Source organism: Nocardia sp. AB354 (assembly GCF_049538315.1).
Lineage (GTDB): Bacteria > Actinomycetota > Actinomycetes > Mycobacteriales > Mycobacteriaceae > Nocardia > Nocardia nova.
This window is the reverse complement of sequence record NZ_JBMVFU010000003.1, coordinates 63,879-87,077: the sequence shown is the minus strand read 5'-3', so window position 1 is coordinate 87,077 and position 23,199 is coordinate 63,879. Positions and strand designations below refer to the sequence as shown.

Here is a 23,199-nt window from a genome sequence, read left to right as displayed (position 1 = left end):
ACCGCTGCGGGCTGCCGGCCGGCCCGTCGAACGGGCACGTCACAGCGACCAACGGACCGGCCGGGGCGACGAGAAACCCCGATCTCGGAACGGTGGGAATTCACCGGGAACACGACTTACTCTTCGTCCGGTGCGTCGGGGAAGGCCTGCTGCTGATAGCCGCCGCGCAGGGTGCCCTCCAGATACGCGGCCCGGCACGCCCGGCGTGCCAGCTTGCCGCTCGAGGTACGCGGAATCGAACCGGCGGGCACCAGCAGCACGTCACGCACGGTCACGCCGTGACGCTGCGACAGCGCACCGCGCACCGCGTCGGCGATCGGCTGCGGGTCGGCCTTGTGCGCGCCCGGGCCCCGCTCGGCCACGATCACCAGCTGCTCGGAGGCGTCGTCGGCGTCGTACTTCAGACCGGCGTGGCTGTCCGAGGCGAAGACTTCGGCCGGCAGCTGGTTGGCCGGCACCGAGAACGCCGCGATGAAGCCCGGGCGCAGCATCTTGCTGGCCTCCTGCGCGGAGAACTCCAGATCCTGCGGGTAATGGTTGCGGCCGTCGACGATCACCAGGTCCTTGACGCGGCCGGTGATGTACAGCTCGCCGTCGACGTAGACGCCGTAGTCGCCGGTGCGCAGCCAGATCGCGTCGTCGGGGGTGCCGGCGGCGTGCGAGCCCTCGGCCTGGCGGTTGGTCAGCAGGTTCTTGAAGGTCTTGCGAGTTTCCTCCTCGCGGCCCCAGTAACCGATGCCGATGTTGTTGCCGTGCAACCAGATTTCGCCGACGCGGCCCTCGGGCAGCTCCTGCGCGCCCTCGGGGCTGTCGATGGATTCGGGGTCGACGATCGCGGCCCACTGCGACAGCGCGATGTAGCCACAGCTCACCTGTGCGATCGCGTTCGGCGCGCCCTGGTCGACCTTCACCACGCGGCCGGCGTTGAGTTCGTTGCGGTCGACGTAGATGACCTTGGCCTCGTCCTCGGCCCGCGTCGCGGAGACGAACAGAGTCGCCTCGGCCATGCCGTAGCAGGGCTTGATCGCGGTCTTGGGCAGCCCGTAGGGGGCGAAGGCCTCGTTGAACTTCTTCATCGACGAGGTGGTCACCGGCTCACTGCCGTTGATCAGGCCGATCACGTTCGACAGATCCAGCGTTTCGCCGTTCTTCGGCAGACCGCGCGCCGCAGCGTGCTCGAAGGCGAAGTTCGGCGCGGCGGCGAAGGTGCCGGCACCGTCGGATACCGCGGCGAGCTCGGAGATCCAGCGACCCGGGCGCCGGACGAAGGCGCTCGGCGACATGATGGTGATGTACTTACCGCCGATCGCCGGCAGGATCACGCACAGCAGGCCCATGTCGTGGTACAGCGGCAGCCAGGTGACACCACGCGAGTTCCAGTCCAGATTGATGGCGTGAACCATCTGCAGCAGGTTGGTGCCGACCGCGCGGTGGGTGATCTCCACGCCGGCCGGGGTCCGGGTCGAACCCGAGGTGTACTGCAGGTAGGCGATGTCGTCGACGGCCAGATTCGGCCGCACCCAGGACTCGCCGAGAGTGTCGGGCACCGCGTCGACGGCGATGATGCGCGGACGCTGCGCGGCCGGCAGCGGCCGGAAGAACTGGCGCACGCCGGCGGCCGAGGAGCTGGCCGTCAGAATCGCCGACGGCTTGCAGTCGCCCAGTACGGCGTGCAGGCGGTCGGTGTGGCCCGGCTCGTCCGGATCGAACAGCGGCACCGCGATGGTGCCGGCGTAGATGGCGGCGAAGAAGGAGATCACATAGTCCAGGCCCTGCGGCGCCAGGATCGCCACCCGGTCGCCGGGTTTGGTCACCTGTTGCAGGCGAGCGGCCACCGCGCGCAGCCGGACGCCGAATTCCTTCCAGGTCAGGTCCTGATACTCCCCGTCGCGCTCGCGGGAGTAGTCGATATAGCGATACGCAAGATCGTTCGCATCGTTGCGGGTGTGCTTCTCGACGTAATCGACCAGGGTGCGGCCCTCGGGAATTGCGATGTTCCCGGTTTCGTCCAGGTAGTCGTCGAAAGTCTCGTCCGTCATTCCTTCTCCTCCGAGGCACACGCAGCACGGCGACATGGCCGCTGTTACCTGTGAGGCCCCGACTCTCTTTCACCCGCGGGCGCTCTGCGGTGCGAGAGCATGCCTGCAGCTTTTTCCGGTGGTCTGCGCGGTGACCACCTATCGGCTAGATGTACTCGAGCCAGGGACATGTTACAGAGCAGGCCCCGAAGCGGTCTCCGGAGCGAGCCGAACGATTCCCCGGCTTGCACGGTGGCGACTCGCTACGGCTCCTCTCGCAGCAAGGGGATCACCGGTGCGAAAGCATCCATCTGGGTCGGAAACACTCCGACATAGGACATCGATGTCAATCGCCGCACGTTACGGATCTGCTCGGCGATCTCCTCGAATGTGCCGATGGCCACATAGGGCGAATTCAGGATGTCTTCCACCGACAGCTGGACATCGACCTCGAGATCCGGGTGCAAACCCTTGTCAAGGGCGGCCAACGCCATCTCGGCCGTGCGCTCGCGATCGTCGGTGATCACGACGGCGGTGATGGTCCAGTTGAGTTCGATGTCGGGGAACCGGTCCCCGGCGGCCTCCTTGATGAGATTCACCTTCTCGATGGTCTTCTCGAGGGTGATTCCCGACAGCAGGCCCTTACCGGTCTTGGTCGTGCGCGGCACGACCGAGATGATGTCGGCGTGCTTGGCGGCCAGCCGCAACATCTTGGGGCCGCCACCGCCGGTCACCAGCGGCGGGCGCGGGCCCTGCCGCGGCCGCGGCGTGCCCTTGATGCCGCGCACCTGATAGTGCTTGCCCTCGAAATGGCATTCCTGCCCGCGCAGGAGCACATCGAGAATGGTCAGCGCCTCGTCCAGCTTCTCCAACCGCACGCCCGGCGATTCGTAGGGAAGGCCGGCGGCTTCGAATTCGCTCTTGATCCAGCCCGCGCCGACGCCGAGTTCCAGCCGCCCGCGCGAGAGCACGTCGATGGTCGCGGCGTCCTTGGCCAGCACCACCGGATGCCGGAAACCGTTGGCCAGCACCGAGGTTCCGATCCGGATGCGGTCGGTGGCCACGGCCAGCGCGCCGAGCGCGGCGATCGGCCCGACCTGGGGGCCGAGGTGGTCCGGAATCGCGAAGGAGTCGTATCCGTATTCCTCGGCCTGCTGGGCGAGCTTGACGAATTTCCGCGCACCGCCCTCCTGCTGATTTCCTTCACCGGCAGCAGCGAATCGGAACGCGCGCGCCGGAACACCCAGCGCTGTCATCTCGACACCGCTGGTCGCGCCGGCGGCGGCGGCTTCTGTCATGAACTCTCTGCTCCTGGCTGTGCGGATGTGCGCTGTGGCGCGATCATCGCTGCACTTTACAGCCTTCACCAAAATCTGAGTGACCCTCGGGTTTACTTTTTTCCCGGGAGCTCCGGCGACCGCGGTCACCGCTGGTCGTCAGCCGTGCGCCGGGTGGGGCGCGTCCTTGATCAGCCCCTCGGCCCAGGAGGCCGCCCATTGAGTGGCCGTGGTGCCCTGATCGTCCACCTGGAAGGTGTTGTAGAGGCTGTGCACCGGATTGCCCACGGCATGGACCAGGGTCATCAGGCTGGGCACGATATTCACCGGATTCAACGCCTGCTGCGGGGCGTCGCAGATCAGATCCCCGGGCGCGCAGATGGTGTTCGTGCGCCCGGCCAGCGAACCGAAACCGGCACGTGGCCCCGTCATGGTGATGCCCGGAACCGACAGACCCTTCAGCGCGACCTCCGCGCCCACACCCGGCGGGGAGACCCCGATCTCACCGGCCTGCCCGGGCCCGTTCACGCGACGGCCGTCGGCGATCAGCGTCACACCGAGAACCTGGTCGCCGGCGATCGGTCCCTGCCCGGCGCCGATCTGCGCCGCGATATCACCCGCGATCACGGCGCCCTGCGAGAATCCGGCGATCACATAGTTGGTGAGCGGGCAGTTCTTCGACATATCGGTGAGTTCCGCCAGCGCACGCTGCGTGCCCTCGGACCGGCTGTTGTTGTAGGACGATTGACCGTCCGGCGGAAGCGCGATCGGATTGGAGAATTGCGCGACGTAGGGGACGGTGTAGACGTCGAGCCGGGACTCCGGGAACTGCTGGCGCACCGGATTGGTCACATGCAGCATCAACGACGCCGGATTGGCCGTCGGATCGTGCGGGTCGTCGTTGCTGTTCGACTCCCAGGTGCCGGGAATCGCCAGTAACTGCACATCCGGGCAGGAGGCCGGCTGGCTGCTGGGCTTACCGGGCTTCGGCGGTCCCGGCTTCGGGACGTGCAGCAGGCCCGCGAGCACGAACCACAGCACCAGCGCCACGATCGCCGTCAGGACCGCGATCAGCACGAACAGCAGACAGCCCGGCCGCCGGTTGCGGCCGGGACCGCCCGCGGCGTATCCGGAACGTCGTCGCGCGTTCACTTGTTGCAGTAGGACTGGGTCGCGACGTCGATGTAGATCTGGCCCGCCTGTTCAACCGACATCTTCTGCGGATCGAAGGACGGGTCGGTGCCCGCCATCGCGTTCACGAACGTCTTGACCTCCTGATCGGAGGCGCCGCTCGCCTTGCTCTGGCAGACGTAGTTGGCCGCGGTGATCGCGATGTCCGGGCTGGACGGATTCACCCCGCGCTTCTTCAACTCGTCCAGATAGGCCTGATCCTTCGCCGACAGCTGCGTGTTGTCACCCGAGTTCGGCTGCGCCGGCTCCGGACGCTCGTTCGCGGTGCTGGTGGCCGGGGCCTGTTCCTGGGTGGGCTCGGGCGCCGCCGGCGCGCTGTTCGGCGCACTCTGCGCGGGCGCGACCGTGGCGGTCGTGGTGGACGGCTTCAACGTGGGCGTGCTCGACGCCGTGGAATCGTTACCACCGCAGGCGGCCAGTAATCCCGTGGCCGCCAGCGCGACCATGATGCCGGCGACCTTGCCACCGGCGATGTACCGTTCTCCGACCGGACGGGTCCGAAGCATGAATCGTGTCCTCGATCTAGTTCGCTGAGGGCTAGAACTCCTAGCAGGTCGCGCTCCAGGTTAACGGCAACCGGCGCGGACAGGGATCCCATGGCCGGAACCCTCATCAACCACTTAAAGGTGATTTATCGCCCTAGGCTCCGTGTACCTCGGGCGGTTTGCCGTCGCGCACGACGACGAATCCGGTCTGGAAATTCTGCTGCACGCCCCCGGGAACCGGGAACTCGTCGCTGATGGGGTAGCCGAGCTTGCCGTTCTCGAAGCCCTGCTGCCCCCATGCGTCCATGATCGGGCCGTTGCGCACGGCCCATGCCCCCGAGAGCGGACTCCAGTAGATGTTGCCGCCCTCGAACTTGCTGTAGCGGCCCAGATCCTTGGTCGGCTGTTCCTCGGCGGCCGGGAAACCGAGCCAGCTGTTCTCGAAGCCCATCTGCGCGTACTTACCGAGAATCAGGCCCTGCACCCGGTGCGCCCCGGTCTTGTCGCTGAAGTACATCGGGCCGCCCTGGAAGCCCTGCACCACGCCGTCCTTGTTCGGCGTTTTGGCCTCCGGCCCGGTCGGATAGCCGGCGGGGCCACGTTCGAAGCCCTGCCGCTCCCATTCGGCGAGAATCGCCCCGCGGATCACCTGGGCGCCGGTCTGCGGCGTCCAATAGACCGAACCGCCCTGGAAGGTCTGGAAGCGGCCCCGACCGTCCGGCAGTGGCTGTTCGGCGGCGGTGGGCAAGCCCAGCGGGCCGCCCGGTCCGGCCGTCGCCTGGTAGGTCCCGCCGATCGCTCCCGCGACCGCATGCGCGCCGGTGGCCTGCGACCAGAACATCCGGCCGCCCTTGAAGTCCTGCGCGCTGCCGTTGGTCACCTGGTATTCGCCGGTGACGCAGTCACCCAGCCACTTGTCGATCTGCACGGCCGCGGCGACCGCGCCGTTCACCGCGCAGGCGGGTTTGTCGGCCTCCACGCCGAGCGCGGCCGCGGCCTGGGGCCAGGACTGACGCATCTCGAAATCCCAGTACGGCCACGAATGTGTGCCGGAGGGGCGGTAATTGGCCTGGACCGGAATCGACAGCTTGTTCAGCTTGTCGACGAAGTTCTGACTGGTCAGCCGGGACAGCATTTCCAGGCCCATCCCGGCGTAATTGGTGCTGATGCCCGGGATATCGGAGGGCTTGTCGTAGGCGCCGGTGGTGCCGCTGCCGGCGGAAACGTACAGGCTGATGCCCTTGAGCTTGGGCGCCAGCTGATACGGATCGTGTTCGGACCACTCGGCATTCGTCGGCGGGCCCCACATGGCGTTGGCGTCGAATCCGCCGGCGTCGCGCATCGCGAACATGATCGCCTGTGGCATACCGACACTCGTGGTGGTCAGGAAGCCCGAATACGATGCCGCGTACTTCACCCAGCCGGGATTGCGGCCGGCCAGGAACATCGCGGCCGTACCGCCCATCGAAAGCCCCTCGACGCCATGGGCGTCGGTGGCGCGCCACTGGTTCTCCAGCAGGGGCGGCAATTCCTTGGTCAGGAAGGTTTCCCACTTGTAGTTCTTGCCGTTGTCCTGCTGCACCCAGTCGGAATAGAAGCTCGACTGGCCGCCGATGGGCAGTACCACGGTGACGTTCTTGTCGGCGTAGAAGTCGACGGCCCCGGCATCCTTGGTCCAGCCGCTCTCGTCGTCCTCAGCGCGCAGGCCGTCGAGCATGAACAGCAGCGGAAATCGCGCGTCCGGGCGGGAATTCCAGTCGCGGGCCAGCAGTAGTTGCACCTGGACGGGTGAACCCATGGACGGCGAATTCACCCACAGGGCGACGCGCCGATCTGTCAGCCAGACGACCTTCTCGATCGTCGCCCCGGCCGGTGCGGGCACCGCGGCGGGTTCGGCGAATGCCGGCAGCGGTGCGACGCTGATTCCGGAGGCGATCGGCACGACCACCGCAGCGGCCAGCATCGCGAGTCGTCGACGGGCCCAGCGGCCGCGACGAACCGTCCCCCGTCTACCAGATGCCACACCTGCCACAGGAGTGTTGTACCGCGCCCGGACGGCTGGAGGCGGTAGGACGCGCGGACAGCAAACCTGAGAAATCGCAGCGCACAACGCAACCGGCGCCCGCCCGCAACATGCCGGCGCCGCGCAGATCAGATCTGCGCGGCGCCGGGTTCAGTTGTTGTTACGGCCCTTGATCAGGCGTTCAGTGCGGCCAGAATGCCCGTGCGAGCCTTGGCCAGCTCGTCCTGCCAGTAGAGCCAGGCGTGGGTGCCCGTGGGCGGGAAGTCGTAGGCGGCCGGAATGCCCAGCGAGTCCAGGCGAGCCTTGAACGAGTGGGTGCTGACCATCGAGATCAGCTCGATGCCCATGGCGTTACCGGTATTGAACGCACCGACAAGGCCGTTCGGGTGGTCGTACTGACCGGGCAGACCACTGGCGGCCGAGATGTACATCGGCAGACCACGCAGCTGCGGCGCGAACACCATCGGGTCCGAACGCAGCCACTGCGGGCTCCACGGCGCGGCCATCGAGTCGACGTTGAAGCGGCCGGCGTCGAGCATCATCACGCGAATCGCCTCGCGCATACCGGGGGCGTTCCAGTTCAGCGGACCGGAGAACGAGGCCGCGTACTTGAACTGGTCCCGGTGGAACGCTGCCAGGCGCAGCGCCGCCGGACCACTCATCGACAGACCGGCGACCGCGTAGTTGGTCCGCGAAACCCCGTAGTTGCTGAGGAAGTCCGGAAGTTCCTTGGTGAGGAACGTTTCCCACTTGTAGGTGAACTTCTGGCCGTTGGTGTTGCTCGGGCCCTGCCAGTCGGCGTACCAGCTGGACTGGCCACCCACCGGCATCACCAGGGTGACGTTGTCGTTGCCGAACATCTGCTGTGCGTTGGTCTCGAACGACCAGGCGTTGCGGTCGTCGCGCGCACGCAGGCCGTCCAGCAGCAGCAGCGCCGCGTTACCGCCGTTGCGCGCCCACTGCACCTGCACCTTGATGGGGCCCATGCTCGACGGAACCATCAGTTCGTCGTAGCCGCCCGCGGGCGTCTGGTGCACGGGTGCGTGAACGGGAGCGGCGATGGCGGCCGGGGCCATGATGCCCGCCGCAATCGGGAGTGCCATCGCGGCACCCGCAGCGAGAAGTCGTGTGCGCCAACCACGCTGAGCGCCTCGCCGCCCTCTGGGGGCTGACTCCGGCGCGAGCGCCGAATGCGAAACCGGCGCGGCCGACCTGCCGAAACGCATGGATACTGCTCTCTTTCTGCTGCTGTCTGCTGTTGTCGCCGCGCCACGACCACTTCCGTCAGCGACGGCATGATCTGCACCCACGTCGAACCCGACCTTTCGACATGAGCGACGCCGCGGCTACGAACGGTCACACTTGCGCTCGCTGGACGATATTCGACCGCCCAATCGTTAGCAACACGGACCCCGCCGGGTGGCTGAAATCCGCCCGTGCGCCATTCGTAATCGTGCAGTGACCCTATCGCGTCCGGCCGGAAATGACAGCGTGAAATGACGAATCAACTACTGCGCCGGTGAATTTCACCAGGAAACACCGAACATGGCTCGGGCCCCGGCGGTTTCGGCCGGGGCCCGAGATGTCGCGGATGTTCAGCCGATATTCGCCGAAAGGTCCGGAATCATCCGGTATGCCTCGGCTTGCCAGTTGAACCAGTCGTGCACACCGACATTCGGGAACGAATACACCGCGTTGGTCGCGCCCAGCGTCGCCATGCGCACCTGGAAGGCCCGGGTATTCGCCAATGCCAGCACCTCCAGCGGCGCACCGCGCATGATGTGGTCGGCGGCCGCCGGGAGTGGCAGGCCCAGGTCCTCCTGCGACGGCACACCGCTGCCGGCGGCGATCCAGAGCCGGGTGTTGTTCGCGATCAGGCGCGGCGCGAATACGAACGGGTCCATTCGCAACCACTGCGGGCCCCACGGCGGAGCCATCGAATCGACGTTGTAACCGCCCGCGTCGATCATCGCCATCCGAATCGCCTCCCGCATACCGGGGGCGGAAATGTTCAGATAGCCCGAGAACGATCCGGCGAAGCTGAACTGATCCGGGTGATACGCGGCCAGCGTCAGCGCGGCGCTACCACCCATCGACAATCCGAACGCGCCGTTGCGGCCGGCCCGGAACCCGAGCCGATCACGCAGGGCATTGCGCAACTGGCCGGTCAGGAACGTCTCCCAGTCGTAGCGATAGTCCTTCCCCGGCCCACCCAGGAATGCCTCGGTCACACCGGATCCGGTGTTGGCCGAACCGAAATTGCTCGGCGGGACGCCGAAGAACGAGCTGGGCGCATTCCAGTCTGCGTAGAAACTGGATTGGCCGCCGACCGGCATGACCACGTTGATATTCCAGTCGGTCAGTACCTGCGCGACATTCGTCTCGATCTCCCAGCCGTTCAACGTCTGGGGTGCCCGCAGACCGTCGAGCGCGTAGACCACGCGATCGGTGTTGCCGTCCTTGGCCCGGAAAATACGGGACTTGACCGCGCCCATCACCGGAGAATCGACCCAGAAGTCGAAGCCCGACGGGTCGAATGCCGCCGATGCGGTCGCGCCGTTGCCGAGTACCGAAACTCCCAGTGGCAGCAACAGTGCCAATGCCATGCCCAGCGCCGAGCGCCTGAGCCGCGAACGCGGCGCCTGACCAGGCCTTCCTCCGAGCAACGGCTTCCTGCGCGCAATTCGCATCGACACGGCCTTTCGCCAGAAGCGGCGGTCGCAACCGATCCCACACCGCACGAACCACCGCTCGTTCCGGACAACACAGACAAAGCGTTTCGGCGAAGGCGCTCGCCGCTGTACTGCAGGGTTCTTCGATACCAATCGAGTATCGGTGATCGAGTAGCGCGACCGAATGATTCAACACGGAAATAGTCCGAAAGGTGATCTGCGGCACAGGCCGTCAGGACGGCTCCGCATACGACACAGCCCCGCAGCGGACATCCGCTGCGGGGCTGTGAGTCGTGCTGATATCAGCCGATATTGGCCGACATATCCGGGAGCATCCGATAGACCTCGTCCTCCCAGTTGTGCCAGTTGTGCACACCCACGTTCGGGAAGTCGTAGGTCACGTTGCCGGCGCCCAGGGTCATCATGCGGACCTGGAAGGCGCGGGTGTTGGCCAGCGCCAACGCCTCCAGCGGCGACCCCTGGACGATGTCGAGCGGGGCGACCGCGTCCTGCGGCGACGGAATGCCGCTGCCGGCCGCGACCCACAGCCGAGTGTTGTTGGCCTTCAACCGCGGCGCGAACACGAACGGATCCATCCGCAACCACTGCGGGCCCCACGGCGGCGCCATGGCGTCGATGTTGTACCCACCGGCGCTCAGCATCGCCACGCGCATGGCCTCACGCATACCCGGCGCCGAGATGTTCAGGTAGCCCGAGAACGAGCCCGCGTAGCTGAACTGGTCCGGGTGGTACGCGGCCAGGGTCAGGGCGGCGCTACCGCCCATCGACAGGCCGAAGACGCCGTTGCGGTGCGAGCTGAAGCCCAACCGCGAGCTGAGGGCATTGGGCAGATCCTGGGTGAGGAAGCTTTCCCACTTGTAGGTGTTGACCTTGCCCAGCGTCTCGTTGTAGTTCGAGGAACCGGTCATCGCCGAGCCGGTCGAGGCCGAGCCGGACGAGCCGGCCGAACCGGTGTCGATGCCGAAGAAGTTGCTCGGCGCGTTCCAGTCGGCGTAGAAGCTCGACGGACCGCCGACCGGCATCACCACGTTGATATTGGCGTTGACCAACGCCGGGATGATGTTGGTTTCCTTCTCCCAGCCGCTGATGTCACCCTGGGCGCGCATACCGTCGAGGGCGTACACCACCCGTCCGGTGTTGCCGTCGGCCGCACGGAAGATGCGCGACTTGATCGGGCCCATCGACGAATCGACCCAGAAGTCGATACCCGTCGGATTGAAGGCCGCGGCCGCATGTCCGGCCTCTGCCACCGACACCCCGAACGGCAGCAACGTCGCCAAAGCCACGCCCACCGCGGACCGCTTGAGCCACCCGGCTCGATGAGGCGCCGACGGCTGCTGCGACCGTCTCCGACGTCTCTGCTGCACCCATCGCACAGTCACGCCTCGCATACCCTGTCCGGCCTTTCCCGTAGCGCGGCCCGTCCGACCGCTGTTCTTCTCTGCGAATGATCACCCGTGCGCATGCTGAGATGCGCCCCCGACGGACGTCCGTCACCGAGCGTATCGTGAAATCGATACATCGGCGTTATCAAACCGAGACTAATACACGACTTCTTCGTTGTCGTCGGCGGTCTAGTTCGGCACCGGGGGCGGTGTCGTCGGGTCCACCAGATGGCAACGCTGGATCTCGTATTTGGGCACCCGGTCGATGCGGTACTTCGCGAAATGCAGCGACTGGATGACATTGTGCTTGAACCGATCCCAGGTCAGCGGGGCTCGATACGAGGCCAGCAGATCCTGAGTCGGCGGGCACGACAGCGCGGTCCGCGCCTGACGCACCCACTTCTCGTCGAGGAACCACGGCATCCACGGATGCTGGTCGACCATACCGGTATCGACGATCACCCAGTCCGGATACAGGTTCTTGTCGTGTCCGATACGTCCGTCGGCCAGCCGGTCGGTATGCGCGGCCAACGGGTAGGCCAGCCCCTCCTGGTCGATGACGCGCACGCTGAGCGGCACGTTCATGCTGGTCATGCCCAGGTTGAGGAAGTAGACGGTGTGCCCGTACCCGCCCGGCGGAATCGGCAGCGGCGGCGGCGCGACGTACCACATCATGAACGAGGGCGAGTTGATCAGCAGGCCACCGTCCGGCGTGGCGGCGATGTCCTGCAGCATGGCCCGCATGCGCGGGTAGTCCAGATAGTCCTCCGCCAGCACCGGGTGGTCGTGGCCGCTGTTGAGGACGTAGTAGATCCGCTCGTCCACGATGCCCGAGGCACTGATCTGCCCGCCCGAGGTGTCGGCGGTGGTGTTGGCCGCGAACAGCGCCCAGCCGACCGTCCCGGCCCAGGCGATCAGCGGCAGGGCGAACGACCACCGCAGCCATTCGGAACGGTCGCCGACCGGCAACCGCACCGGCAGCACCGAAACCGGCAGCATCAGGCAGAACAGCTGCGGCAGCAGCATGCGGCCGTGCATGAAGTCGCCGCCGACGCGCATATTGAACAGCACCAGCAGCAGACCGCCGCCGACCATCAGCGTCACCACCGCGGCCGGAGAGCGCAGCCACCGCTGCAGCCGGATCCGTCGTCCGGTCTCGCCGGACGGTTCGGCATCGGGAGTCCGGCGGCCCCGCCCGCGCAGCAGCACGGCGGTCACCACGACGAGGACCAGCAGCGGAATCCACAGGTAGTACGGGCCGACCAGATCCCACAGATATTTCAGGCCCTGGCCCCATTTCGCGCCGCCGGCCTCCTTGGCCACCGCGGTGTTCGGATAGGGCAGGCCGTAATAGCCCATGCGCCAGATCTGATAGCCGACCGGCACCGCGCCGCCGACCGCCACCAGCAGCGCGCGAATCAGCACCGGGCGCAACCGGGTACGCGGCACCGGTGCGAAAAAGAGCATGAGCAGCGCCAGACCGCCGATGACGGTCATCTCCGGGCGGACCACCCAGCACAATCCGGCCCAGAAGCCGGCCACGAGAAGTTTTGCCAGGCCGCGCTTCTCGTCCTGACTCCAGCGCAGCAGCAACCACCACAGCACGCCGAGCCAGAAGATGACCAGGCAGTTCTCCAGGCCGGAGGTGGCGTAGTCGCGAGCCGGCGGCACGGCGATGTAGACCAGCGCACCGGCGGGCAGCAGCAGCGTCGGCGCGGTCCGGGTCACCGGGCGCCACAACCGCGCCGAACCCACCATGGCGAAGACGACGGCCAGCAGCGAAAGGGTCAGCGCGACAGCCAGACTGACGTATTCGAGCCGGGCGTCGCTGACCCAGCTGAAGAACCAGATCACATACGTCCAGGCCGCGCTGGTATTCGTCTCCACCCGCTCGCCGGCGTTGAAGACCGGGCCGTTCCCGGCCAGCAGATTGCGCACGGTGCGCAGGACGATCAGGCCATCGTCGGCGATCCAGCGCCGTTGCCAGGCACCGATACCGAACAACGCGACGGTGACGATCACCCCACCGACGAATACCGTGCGGGAGAGCACCGAAAAGCGGCGCGCGGCATCGCCATCGCGCTGTAGTGCGCGATCGGACGACTCCGCGTCTGCCCCCTCCCCGTGTTCGTCTCCCGCTACCAGCATCTCGTCAGGTGAGATAGACAGCGACACCTACCGCTCCGATCCAGGCGATGGCCAGGAGCTGCAATATGCGATCCCCCAGCGCGATCTCTTCGGGTTCCCCGGCCTCGCCGCCATCGACGTCGACCGCGTAGCGCAGGACTGCGATGGTAAACGGAATCATCGAGATCGCGAACCACTGGGTGTGCTTGTGATCGGTTTCGAAGGCCCACAGCCCGTAGAAGACCACCACCGCGGTGGCCGACAGGGTCCAGATGAAGCGCAGGTAGGTGGGTGTGTAGTACTGCAGCGACTTGCGGATCTTGGCGCCGGTGTCGAGCGCGATCTTCAACTCCGCGTAGCGCTTACCGGCCGCCATGAACAGCGAACCGAAGGCCATGATCAGCAGGAACCACTGCGAGAGCCGGATATCGGCGGCCGCGCCACCGGCGACCGCGCGCAGCAGGAAGCCCGAGGACACGATGCAGATGTCGAGCACCGCTTGGTGTTTCAGGCCGAAGCAGTAGGCCAGCTGAATGCCGATGTAGACCGCCATCACGACGGCCAGATGCCAGGACGCCAGGAACGACGCCGCGATCGAGCCGACCAGCAGCACCGCGGAGAGCGAATACGCCAGGTTCACCGGCACCACGCCGGCCGCGATGGGCCGGAAGCGCTTGGTGGGGTGCGCGCGGTCGGCCTCGACGTCGAGCGCGTCGTTGACCAGGTAGATACCCGAGGCCGCCATGCAGAACACGACGAACGCGATCGCGATATGGGCGACCACGGTCGCATCCGCCAGCACGTACGCACCGGAGGCCGCGTCCTTGCCCGCGGCCAGCGGCGCCGCCAGCACGAGGACGTTCTTCACCCACTGCCGTGGCCGCACGGCCTTGACGATTCCGCCGGCCAGCGTCTTCGGCGGACCCTTGAGGACGGCTTCGTCGAGGTCGGTGCCGGTCGGCTCTTCACTCATATCAGCGAGGGTTCTTTCCTGTGCGGTCACTGGCGAATCTCTTTTCGGCGGCTAGCACGGCTGCGGCGGATGCCGCACCCAGAGCGGATCCGGCGAGCACGTCGGAGGGATAGTGCACTCCCAGAACGACCCGGGAGAGCAGCATCGGCGGCACGAGCACCGCAGGCAAGGGTAGCCCGGTCAACTTCCCGAGCAACACGGCCGCCGCCGTCGTGGAGGTGGCGTGCGAGGACGGGAAGCTCAGTTTGCTCGGCGTCGACACGTTGACCTGCACCGATGGATCGTGCGGGCGCGGGCGCCGGACGACGCGCTTGATGACGACCGAGGCGGCGTGCGCCCCGAAGGCGCCCACCGCGACTCCGGCCCACTGACGCCGGCGGGACTTGTCGACCAGTGCGCCCGCGGCGCCGATGGCCATCCAGCCGAGCGCGTGCTCACCGAAATGCGACATCCCGCGCGCGGCCTTGATCACCGGCGGGGTGCCGATGGCGCCCTGGACGGCGTTGAGGATCTTGACCTCCGCGGGCTTGGACACCTCGGGGTCCGCCACCACCTGCAAATGCGGGGCGCCGGCCGGATCGGAGGAGGCTGGGGCGGTCATTTGTCCTCACTAGTGTTGATTCCGAACGCGTTCTCCCAGGCCGCGGTGCTGGTCAAGCGCGCGTGTGCGGCACGGTACCGCTCCCGCAGCTCGGGGAACCGCGCGGCCAGTTCCCGGCGCAACCGCATCGCCTCGGTGAACAGCTCCCGGGCCTGACGCGGATCGCGCTTGCGGTAGACCACGCCACGCCCGTCGGCTGTGGTCACGGTAACCCCGTCGACCTGCGAGAGCAGGAACCAACGCGCGTCCAGTGTCGGGACGTTCAACTGCGGGCGATCGTGATGTTCGGTCTTGGCCTTGCGCAGGTTGTGCGCCACGCCCTTGCCGAGCCGGACGATCTTGGCCAGCGGATTCGACGGTTCACCGACCGCGCCCACATCGGCGCCGCTGGGCAGCGGCAGGTCCGTCGAGGAGCCGACGATCACCGCATCCGGGAATTCCTTGCGCATCGCGGCGACCTGGCCCAGCGCGGTGGGCAGCAGTTCGAACAGCTTGTCCGGTCCGGCGAGGAAATCGCGAATCGCCTGGTTCTGAATGGCGACCGTCGAATATTCCAGGCACAGCAAATGTTTCAGCGTCGCCTTGACCGTATTGACGATCATCGGACGGCCGTCGTTGCCGAGGTGCAGCGCCGCGACCACCAGGCGGTTGCGCAGGTGGAAATACGCCTGCCAGTCGATGGCGTCGTCCTTGTCGCTCCACGCCATGTGCCAGACCGCCGCACCCGGCAGCGTGACCGTCGGATATCCGGCCGCCCGGGCGCGCAGCCCGTACTCCACGTCGTCCCACTTCAGGAACAGCGGCAGCGGCTGACCGATCTGCTCGGCCACCACGCGCGGGATGACGCAGGTCCACCAGCCGTTGAAATCGACATCGATGCGCCGGTGCAGCAGTTTGGAATTGTCGCGGTCGCGTAGCGGATACTTCGAGAAATCGTGGTCGTATTCGACATTCGGCGCCGCGGTCCACATCCAGATGCCGCGGTCGACCACCTCGCCCATGGTGTGCAGATGCGAACGCTCCTGCAGATTCAGCATCTGGCCGCCCACCAGGGTGGGTGTGCGCGAGAAACGGGCGAAGGCCAGCGCGCGCAGAATGCAGTCCGGCTCGATCTCGATATCGTCGTCCATGTAGACGATGTATTGCGCGTCCGTGGTTTTCAGCGCCTCGTACATGACGCGGCTGTATCCGCCGGAACCACCGAGATTGGGCTGATCGTGAATGGCGAGCCGATCGCCGAGAACCGCGGCGGCCTCGGCGAATCCGGGTTCGTCCACGGCCTTGCGATTGCCCTGATCGGGAATGATCACGGCCTTGATCTTCTCCAGCACCAGCGGATCGGAACCGAGGGCCGCGAGAGTGTTCACACAATCGGTGGGCCGGTTGAAGGTCGGCATGCCCACCGCGATGCTGCCCTCACCGGGCGCCTCGACCGGCGCGTACCACCCGCCGCTGCGCAATTCGACCGCGGAATCGGTGGTGATGTCGAACCAGATCCAGCCGCCGTCCTCGAACGGCGCCAGATCGACCTCGAATTCCACGGTGGTGATATCGGCCGGCGCGGTGAGCGATTCACGGCCCGCCGTGGCTGTCGCGAATTCGTTGCCGCGCACGTGGATCCGGGAACCGTCGGCCTTGGAACGGTAGACGTCCACCCGGCCGTGCCCGGACAGGTCCAGGCGCAGCACCACCGATTCCAGAATCGTCCAGCGCCGCCAGTAACTGGCCGGCACGGCATTGAAATAGGTGCAGAACGACACTTCGGATTCGGCGCCGATCGACAGCGAGGTGCGCGTGGGAGCATGCGCGCGGCGAGCGTTCGTCGCGGATTCCTCCAGATACAGCGTCCGCACATCCAGCGGCTCGCCGGGGCGAGGCAGAATGATGCGCTGCAGCAGGGATTTCGCGCGGGTCTCGGTGCTCATATCCTCGAGGGTCACTTGTGCGGTCATTTCACTTCCTGCATCCGCGGTACGGGCCGGTGGCACATTACTGGGGATCGCCGGCCGTGAGCGGTGCGCCGGATTCCAGATGCGGGCGCAGCACGTTGTCGAAGGAACTCAACGCGCTGCCGATGGCCATATGCATGTCGAGATACTGGTAGGTGCCCAGGCGTCCGCCGAAAACGACGTTGGCCGTCGCGGTTTCGTTCTTCGCCCGCTCGCGGTAGGCGAGCAGTTTCGCGCGGTCCTCCGGGGTGTTGATCGGGTAGTACGGCTCGTCGCCGGTCTGCGCGAATCGCGAGAATTCGCGCATGATGACGGTCTTGTCCTCCGGATAGCCGTCGCGCTCCGGGTGGAAATGGCGCGGCTCGATGATGCGGGTGAACGGCACATCGGCATCGTTGTAATTCATCACCGAGGTGCCCTGGAAGTCGCCGGTCTCGAGCACTTCGGTCTCGAAATCGATGGTGCGCCAGCCCAGTTCGCCCTCGCTGTAGTCGAAGTAGCGGTCCAGCGGGCCGGTGTAGACGACGGGCGCGTCCGGATTCTGCGCGCGGATTTCGTCGCGCACCTCGAACCAATCGGTATTCAGGCGCACCTCGATCAGATCCGATTCGGCCATCTTCTCCAGCCAGGCGGTGTAACCGTTGACCGGCAGACCCTCGTAGGTGTCGTTGAAATAGCGATTGTCGAAGGTGTATCGCACGGGCAGCCGGGTGATATTGCCGGCGGGCAGCTCCTTGGGATCGGTCTGCCACTGCTTGGCGGTGTAATCGCGGACGAACGCCTCGTAGAGCGGGCGGCCGATCAGCGAAATCGCCTTTTCCTCGAGGTTCGCGGCATCTTTGGTCTCGATCTCGGCGGACTGCTCCGCGATCAGTGCCCGCGCCTCCTCGGGACTGAAATAACGGCCGAAGAACTGCGAGATCAGGCCGAGTCCCATCGGGAACTGGTAAGCCTGCCCCTTGTGCATCGCGAAGACCCGATGCTGGTAACCGGTGAACTCGGTGAACTGATTGACGTAATCCCACACCCGCTTATTGGAGGTGTGGAAGAGGTGGGCACCGTACTTGTGGATTTCGATGCCGGTTTCCGGATCCGCCTCCGAATACGCGTTACCGCCCAGGTGGTAGCGGCGCTCGACCACGAGCACCCGCTTTCCCAGCAGGTTGGCGGTGCGTTCGGCAACGGTCAGCCCGAAGAATCCGGAGCCGACGACGATCAGATCGAAGGGAGCTGCGACGGTCACGGGAGCCCAGCGTAGCCGTAGCGGGTCACCGCGTCTGCACGCCGTAGGTCTCGGTAGCGGGGACGGTGGTCACGGCCGTGCGCGGACCGGCAGGGGTAGCGGAATCTCGCCGCGAGGGGCCGGGAAGTGTTCACCAGGGCGTCACCGGGGGTTGACGCGGACACCGTCCCCACCGAGACCACACGCCACCCATACCGCTCCCGGGATGGGCGAGCGCCCCGGCCACGGCGGCGCCCACCCGCCGACCGTCTCAGTACGGGTAGGGAGGCTGGCCGTAGTACGCGGCGGGCGGATAGGCGGGCATGCCCACGCCACACCACCGCTTCGCCGAACCGGACAGCGTCAGGCTCAGCATCAACACCGCGAACAGCAGTCCGACAATTCCACCGATCGATGCCGCGGGCACGCCGTTGGCCAATGCCATGACGATCCCCGCGAGACCGCCCAGCAGCCCGAGCGAGGACAGCGCGACCAGCATCACGCGCCCGGCATTCTTGTGGTTCATCAGCATGATTCCGCCGACGGCCCACAGCAGCGCGATCAGACCGTCGACCGCGGCCATGACATAGAAGATGTCGCCCGAACCACTGCTGTGCGAACTGTACGAGCCGTACGAACGATTCAGATTGCTTGCCGCACTGAGCAAACCGATGATTCCGAACCCGGCCAGCAACGCCAGCAGCAGTGCGAAAACGCCGGCCGTGATCGCCGCGCCACCACTCGGGCGCGGCTCCTGATAACCGTAGGGCGCATACCCCGGCGCCGGATACCCCGCAGGCGGATACCCGGGCGGCGGATAGCCCGCCGGCGGATAACCATTACCCCCGTAGCCGGGTCCATACGGATAGCTCATCGGCCTCCCCCTTCTCTCGGGCAGGCACTCTACCGCCTGCGAACGACGTCGGTACGAGGTGAACCCGCATCACGGGGAAGCCGGCTCACCGGATGTCTCCCTATCGTCGCCGTGGTGGTTGGCCCATCCTTAAGGCGGAGATAAAGCAATGTCCGCGAGGTTCGTTCGGCCCGAAACATTCAGTAGGCGACCGTGAAGCGGGTGCGGGCGTGGCGCGGATTCTCGGCCTCGTCGAGGAGTGCGACGGCGAGGTCCTCCATCGAGATGCACGAGGTGCCCGTGCTGTCGCTGAGCAGTTCGTCGAGGCCGGTCCGGTAGCTTCCGCGGCGTTCGCCGGGCTCGAGCAGGGCCGGCGGGCTGAGGTAGGTCCAGTCGACATCGGTTGCCGCCCTGCGGAATACCTCGCGTTGCGCGTGACAGGCCAGGGCGATCGGCCGCCAGTCCGGCGGAAAGTCGGGCATCTGCATGACGGTCGAGCCGGTTCCGGGCACGATCAGATCGCCCGCGCCGCCCACGACCAGCAGGCGAATTCCGGTGTTGCGCAATCCCTCCAGCAGCGCCGCGGCCACATCCGCCATTTCGTACTCGCGCCCCGCGCGGGGCCTGGTCGCACTGATGACCACATCGCTCCCGGCGGTGACATCCTTCACCCGGTCCGGCTCGGTGGCGTCCGCGGCGCGGAAGTTCGCCGCTGCGGGCAGCGTATTCGGGCGCCCGGCGCCGCGGCCGACGGCGGTGACCTCGTGGCCGCGCGACAGCGCCTCGTGCACGATCCGGCTGCCGGCGGTTCCCGCGGCACCGAAAACGGTTATATGCATGATCTTTCACTCCTGCCGAGGAATCAGCGGACTCGGGAGATGTGCGCCGAAGGGTCTTCGGGCGCGATCGAATCGGTGTCGGCCGACGAAAGTTGCCGGGGATCTGCGAGTTCGGGCGCATCGATGGTTACCGGTGACAGCGAATGTCCGGCCGGCTTCTGCGTGCGATCCCCCACCTGGCCCAGCACCGTGCCGCCCAACGCGATCACCATGCCCAGCACCTGCAACGGGGTCAGCGACTGGCCGAGCGCAGCCCATCCGATCACCGCCGCGGAGAGCGGGCTCAGCAGGCCGAGGAAGGCGACCGACGTGGCCGGCACCCGAGCCAAACCGCGAAACCAGAGGGCGTAGGCGGCCGCGGTGCCGAGCGCGCCCAGATAGAGGTATCCGCCGATCGCCGAGGTGTCCAGGGCGGGCGGCGCACCCTCGGTGAGCAGCGCCAACGGCAGCAGGACCACTCCGCCCGCGGTCAACTGCCAGCTCGTGAACGCCAGCGGGCCGACCCCTTCCGGCCGACCCCAATGACCGGTCAGCACGGTTCCCGCGGCCATCGATGCCGCGCCGGCCAGTCCGGCCAGCACACCGATCGGGTCCAGCGCGGCATTCGCCCGCAGCACCACCAATGCCACCCCCAGCATGCCGATCCCGGCGGCCAGCAGTTTGCGACCGCTCGGCCGCACCCGCAGCAGCAGCGCCGCGAATCCGAGCGCGAACAGCGGTGCGGCCGAACCCAATACGGCCGCCACACCGCCGGGCAGCCGGTATGCGGCGAGGAACAGCAACGGAAAGAAGGCGCCGATATTCAGCACGCCGAGCAGTGCGGCACGGCCGATCCAACGGCCGCGCGGCAGCACCCGGGTGGCGCCCAGCAACACCAATCCGGCCGGGAGGGCGCGCATCAATGCGGTGAACATCGGCCGCTCCGGCGGCAGGAACTCGGACGTGACAGCGTACGTGGTGCCCCACACCAGCGGGGCCAGACCGGTGATCGCGAGGATCGCGGCAGTCGAACCGCGGGCGGCGGTGCGATTCATCTCGGTATCTCCTCATTGATAATCTCAACGTTGAGATAATCCGACACCGCCGAGTGTCTTGATGTCAAGTATCTGAACGTTGAGATATTGCGCACGAGAGGAGACCGATGAGCGACGCCGTGGATCGGATCGTCGCGGACTGGGGTCGCGTCCGCCCGGAACTCGACGTGTGGCCCACCCACGTCATCGGCCGGCTGAAGCGCTTGGGCCGACGGCTCGAGCGCGAGATGAAGGACTTCTTCGCCCGCTACGGCCTCGAATACTGGGAGTTCGACGTACTGACCACGCTGCGCCGCTCCGGCGGTCCCGACGGTCTCACCGCCGGCGACCTGATCAAGGCCACCATGGTGACCTCGGGCGCGATCACCAATCGCATCGACCGCATGGCCGCCAAGGATCTGGTCCGCCGAGTTCCCGATGCGAAGGACCGGCGAACCATCCGAGTCCAGCTCACCGACCGCGGACGCGAAGTGATCGACGAGCTCATGCCGCTGCACGTCGACAACGAGATCCGCCTGCTGTCCGGCATGAGCCGCACCGATCTCGACCAACTCGCCGGCCTGCTCCGCCGACTGTCCGAATCACTGGACGACACCTCGCTGGGCTGAGCGGGACTACTACCGCAGCGCCGACGATCCGGTCCCGGATGCGGGCGAGACCGGCGGCGTCGGCGAACCCGGCCGCGCCACATCGGACACGCCAGGTGCAGTCCGCTAACCCGGAATCTGCTGCGGCGCGGCTGCCTCCGGCACGGGCGCGGTGTGGTCGGGCGCCGCGATACCCGCTGCCGACGAGTCGGCCGGAGCGCCGGTCGCGGCAGCCGGAGCGCCGGTCGCGGCAGCCGAAGCGCCGGTCGCAGCAGCCGAAGTGCCGGGCGCGGCAGCCGAACTGCCGGGCGCGGCAGCCGGAGTACCGACGGAGTCCGCAGGGCCGGGTCCGGTGCCCGCATTCTGCCCGCTGGGAGCCGGTGGCGGGGTGGGAGTCGCCGCCGTCCCCGGGGTGCGGGTGCCGCCGGGAGCCGCGGCCTGCACCCCGGCGCCCTCCCCCGCGCTCTGGCTGACCTGCGGCGCGATCTGCAGCAGGCGGGCGTAATCGACGATCTGGGCACCGAGGGTCGGGGTCGCGATGATGACGCCACCCTTGTACAGGCGGAAGGTTCCGACCTTGCCCGGCAACAACGACTCCGGACCCATCGGATCGCCCAAAGGCCCTGCCGCGCCGCCACTTTCGGCATACTTCGCATCGATGGCGGTATTGCCGCGCACCGCTTGTTCGGGCACCGCCTGCTCGGGCACCGCTTGTTCGGGTGCCGCCGGGGCGGGAGCGGCCGGAGCGCCGGGCGCCGCTTCCAGTTCCGCGGGTGTCGGCCCGACCTCGAGAGTAGTGATGTCGATCGGCTGCCCGCCGCCGGGCGCCGCCGAATACTCGGTGCGCAGAATGTGGCCGTCACGCATCAGCACCTGCCCCGCGGTGGAGTGGACCGCGTCGGCCGCGCGCGGATCTTCCTTGTCGGTGCCGGGATACATCTGACAGTCGGTCGTGTCGCAGGTCTGGGCATAGGGGTAGCGGTGTTCGGCCAAGGCGTACGAGCGAGCCGCGACAGCCTGCGCCCGCAGCGCCTCCGCACCGCCCTTGTCGGCCCAATTGGCCTCCATCTCCGCCGGAACCACACCGAGCAGATAGTCCTCGACGTCGAGCTGATTCACCGTCACCGGCTGCCCGTTGTCCTGCGTAACACCCAGAACACCACGGAAACTCGAGCCGTCGCACACCTTCAGATGTTCGGCCGCGGGCCGATCGGGACCCGGGTCGGCGGGATAGGCCCAGGGGTCGTCGGTGGAGCCCTGCCACAGCACATCACCGTCACAACCGATGGTCACCACGACGTTCGCGCCGCCGTCCGGCGTCGGGGTCAGGTGCGCGGCCTGTCCCGCCACGACCCGCCGACCGGCGACGGTCAGCCCGGAATCGGAGTACACGTCGAGCGTTTCCTTGTCGTAGACGGTGAGCCGCACCCGGACCGTGGTCGGCGCGATCGTTCCGAGTTGGGCGCCCGGGTAATAGTGCGCCAGAATGCCGTCGGCCGTCGCGCCCGCCGTGGCCTGGTCGAACGCGCCCACCTGACTCATCCCGCGCCCGTGCCCGGGGCCCGCGGCCGCCTGATAGGCAGCGTTGCGAGTGCCCGAACCGAACATCGGCACCGCGAAGGCGACGACGATCCCGCCGGTCACCGGGACCACGACCAATCCGATCAGCGCGCCGCGCCGAATCCGCCGACGACGCAGCAGTTCACCGTGCCGACGCTGGAGTCGGCTCCGGAATCCGCCCACGAACCCGTCCGCGGGTGCGCTGTTCGAGTGTTCCGGCGGCGGCGCGGCGCCGGTGCGGGCGGCTTCGGTCCGGGTCATCGAACCCTCCTGTGGTGTGCGGACGGCGCCCATCGGACGTCGCGGCGCGCACTCGGGCGGCTACTGGAAAGTTACATTCGAGCTATCCTAGACCTAATCCTCAACCAAAGGTTTAGATCTG

General features: G+C 67.0%; 18 protein-coding genes. 1 reads left to right on the top strand and 17 read right to left on the bottom strand.

Annotated elements, in window-relative coordinates:
• Nucleotides 1–116 precede the first annotated feature (116 nt).
• The 16 genes from fadD32 to ACPCUW_RS05180 form a co-directional block, all read right to left on the bottom strand.
• Entirely contained in the window at nucleotides 117–2,039 is a 1,923-nt protein-coding gene (gene fadD32 / locus ACPCUW_RS05255; protein WP_030516808.1) for a long-chain-fatty-acid--AMP ligase FadD32, read from the bottom strand.
• A 242-nt stretch (nucleotides 2,040–2,281) separates the two neighbouring features.
• Nucleotides 2,282–3,316, bottom strand: a complete 1,035-nt coding sequence (locus ACPCUW_RS05250) for an LLM class F420-dependent oxidoreductase (RefSeq protein ID WP_030516807.1) — start codon at nucleotides 3,314–3,316, stop codon at nucleotides 2,282–2,284.
• A 138-nt stretch (nucleotides 3,317–3,454) separates the two neighbouring features.
• On the bottom strand, nucleotides 3,455–4,447 hold the full coding sequence (locus ACPCUW_RS05245; protein ID WP_423423834.1) for a cutinase family protein: 993 nt from the start codon (nucleotides 4,445–4,447) through the stop codon (nucleotides 3,455–3,457).
• The gene (locus ACPCUW_RS05240) at nucleotides 4,444–4,992 is read right to left on the bottom strand and encodes a DUF732 domain-containing protein (protein WP_169812448.1); all 549 of its coding nucleotides are present in this window, start codon (nucleotides 4,990–4,992) and stop codon (nucleotides 4,444–4,446) included. The genes ACPCUW_RS05245 and ACPCUW_RS05240 overlap by 4 nt, the downstream gene beginning before the upstream one ends.
• 133 nt (nucleotides 4,993–5,125) lie before the next feature.
• Nucleotides 5,126–6,934: an alpha/beta hydrolase-fold protein gene (locus ACPCUW_RS05235; protein WP_423423833.1), complete on the bottom strand. Its 1,809-nt coding sequence runs from the start codon at nucleotides 6,932–6,934 to the stop codon at nucleotides 5,126–5,128.
• A gap of 233 nt (nucleotides 6,935–7,167) precedes the next feature.
• The gene (locus ACPCUW_RS05230) at nucleotides 7,168–8,097 is read right to left on the bottom strand and encodes an alpha/beta hydrolase (RefSeq protein ID WP_036525379.1); all 930 of its coding nucleotides are present in this window, start codon (nucleotides 8,095–8,097) and stop codon (nucleotides 7,168–7,170) included.
• Nucleotides 8,098–8,589: 492 nt separating this feature from the next.
• Nucleotides 8,590–9,600: an alpha/beta hydrolase gene (locus tag ACPCUW_RS05225; protein ID WP_423423832.1), complete on the bottom strand. Its 1,011-nt coding sequence runs from the start codon at nucleotides 9,598–9,600 to the stop codon at nucleotides 8,590–8,592.
• Between the two features lie 368 nt (nucleotides 9,601–9,968).
• Nucleotides 9,969–10,973 (bottom strand): alpha/beta hydrolase, encoded by a 1,005-nt coding sequence (locus tag ACPCUW_RS05220; RefSeq protein ID WP_245658854.1) that lies wholly within the window; start codon nucleotides 10,971–10,973, stop codon nucleotides 9,969–9,971.
• 288 nt (nucleotides 10,974–11,261) lie between these two features.
• Entirely contained in the window at nucleotides 11,262–13,220 is a 1,959-nt protein-coding gene (gene zomB, locus ACPCUW_RS05215; RefSeq protein ID WP_423423831.1) for a flagellar motor control protein ZomB, read from the bottom strand.
• Nucleotides 13,221–13,224: 4 nt separating this feature from the next.
• Complete coding sequence (locus tag ACPCUW_RS05210) at nucleotides 13,225–14,172, bottom strand: decaprenyl-phosphate phosphoribosyltransferase (RefSeq protein WP_030516799.1); 948 nt, start codon at nucleotides 14,170–14,172, stop codon at nucleotides 13,225–13,227.
• 1 nt (nucleotide 14,173) lies between these two features.
• On the bottom strand, nucleotides 14,174–14,707 hold the full coding sequence (locus ACPCUW_RS05205; RefSeq protein WP_030516798.1) for a phosphatase PAP2 family protein: 534 nt from the start codon (nucleotides 14,705–14,707) through the stop codon (nucleotides 14,174–14,176).
• A gap of 62 nt (nucleotides 14,708–14,769) precedes the next feature.
• The gene (locus ACPCUW_RS05200; protein ID WP_423423830.1) at nucleotides 14,770–16,725 is read right to left on the bottom strand and encodes a glycosyltransferase; all 1,956 of its coding nucleotides are present in this window, start codon (nucleotides 16,723–16,725) and stop codon (nucleotides 14,770–14,772) included.
• 37 nt (nucleotides 16,726–16,762) lie between these two features.
• Nucleotides 16,763–17,965: a UDP-galactopyranose mutase gene (gene glf / locus ACPCUW_RS05195; RefSeq protein ID WP_423423829.1), complete on the bottom strand. Its 1,203-nt coding sequence runs from the start codon at nucleotides 17,963–17,965 to the stop codon at nucleotides 16,763–16,765.
• 250 nt (nucleotides 17,966–18,215) lie between these two features.
• Nucleotides 18,216–18,818 carry a hypothetical protein gene (locus tag ACPCUW_RS05190; protein ID WP_063016855.1) on the bottom strand — a complete coding sequence of 201 codons (603 nt, stop codon included), beginning with the start codon at nucleotides 18,816–18,818 and terminating at the stop codon, nucleotides 18,216–18,218.
• A 179-nt stretch (nucleotides 18,819–18,997) separates the two neighbouring features.
• Nucleotides 18,998–19,636, bottom strand: a complete 639-nt coding sequence (locus tag ACPCUW_RS05185) for an NAD(P)-dependent oxidoreductase (RefSeq protein ID WP_423423828.1) — start codon at nucleotides 19,634–19,636, stop codon at nucleotides 18,998–19,000.
• A gap of 23 nt (nucleotides 19,637–19,659) precedes the next feature.
• A complete protein-coding gene (locus ACPCUW_RS05180; RefSeq protein WP_423423827.1) occupies nucleotides 19,660–20,670 on the bottom strand; it encodes an EamA family transporter in 1,011 nt (336 codons plus the stop codon).
• Nucleotides 20,671–20,777: 107 nt separating this feature from the next.
• On the opposite strand from ACPCUW_RS05180, the gene ACPCUW_RS05175 reads away from it, so the two are divergent.
• Nucleotides 20,778–21,278, top strand: a complete 501-nt coding sequence (locus tag ACPCUW_RS05175) for a MarR family winged helix-turn-helix transcriptional regulator (RefSeq protein WP_063023851.1) — start codon at nucleotides 20,778–20,780, stop codon at nucleotides 21,276–21,278.
• A gap of 105 nt (nucleotides 21,279–21,383) precedes the next feature.
• Here ACPCUW_RS05175 and ACPCUW_RS05170 read toward each other — a convergent pair whose 3' ends face one another.
• Complete coding sequence (locus ACPCUW_RS05170; RefSeq protein WP_423423826.1) at nucleotides 21,384–23,078, bottom strand: SpoIID/LytB domain-containing protein; 1,695 nt, start codon at nucleotides 23,076–23,078, stop codon at nucleotides 21,384–21,386.
• Between the last annotated feature and the right edge of the window lie 121 nt (nucleotides 23,079–23,199).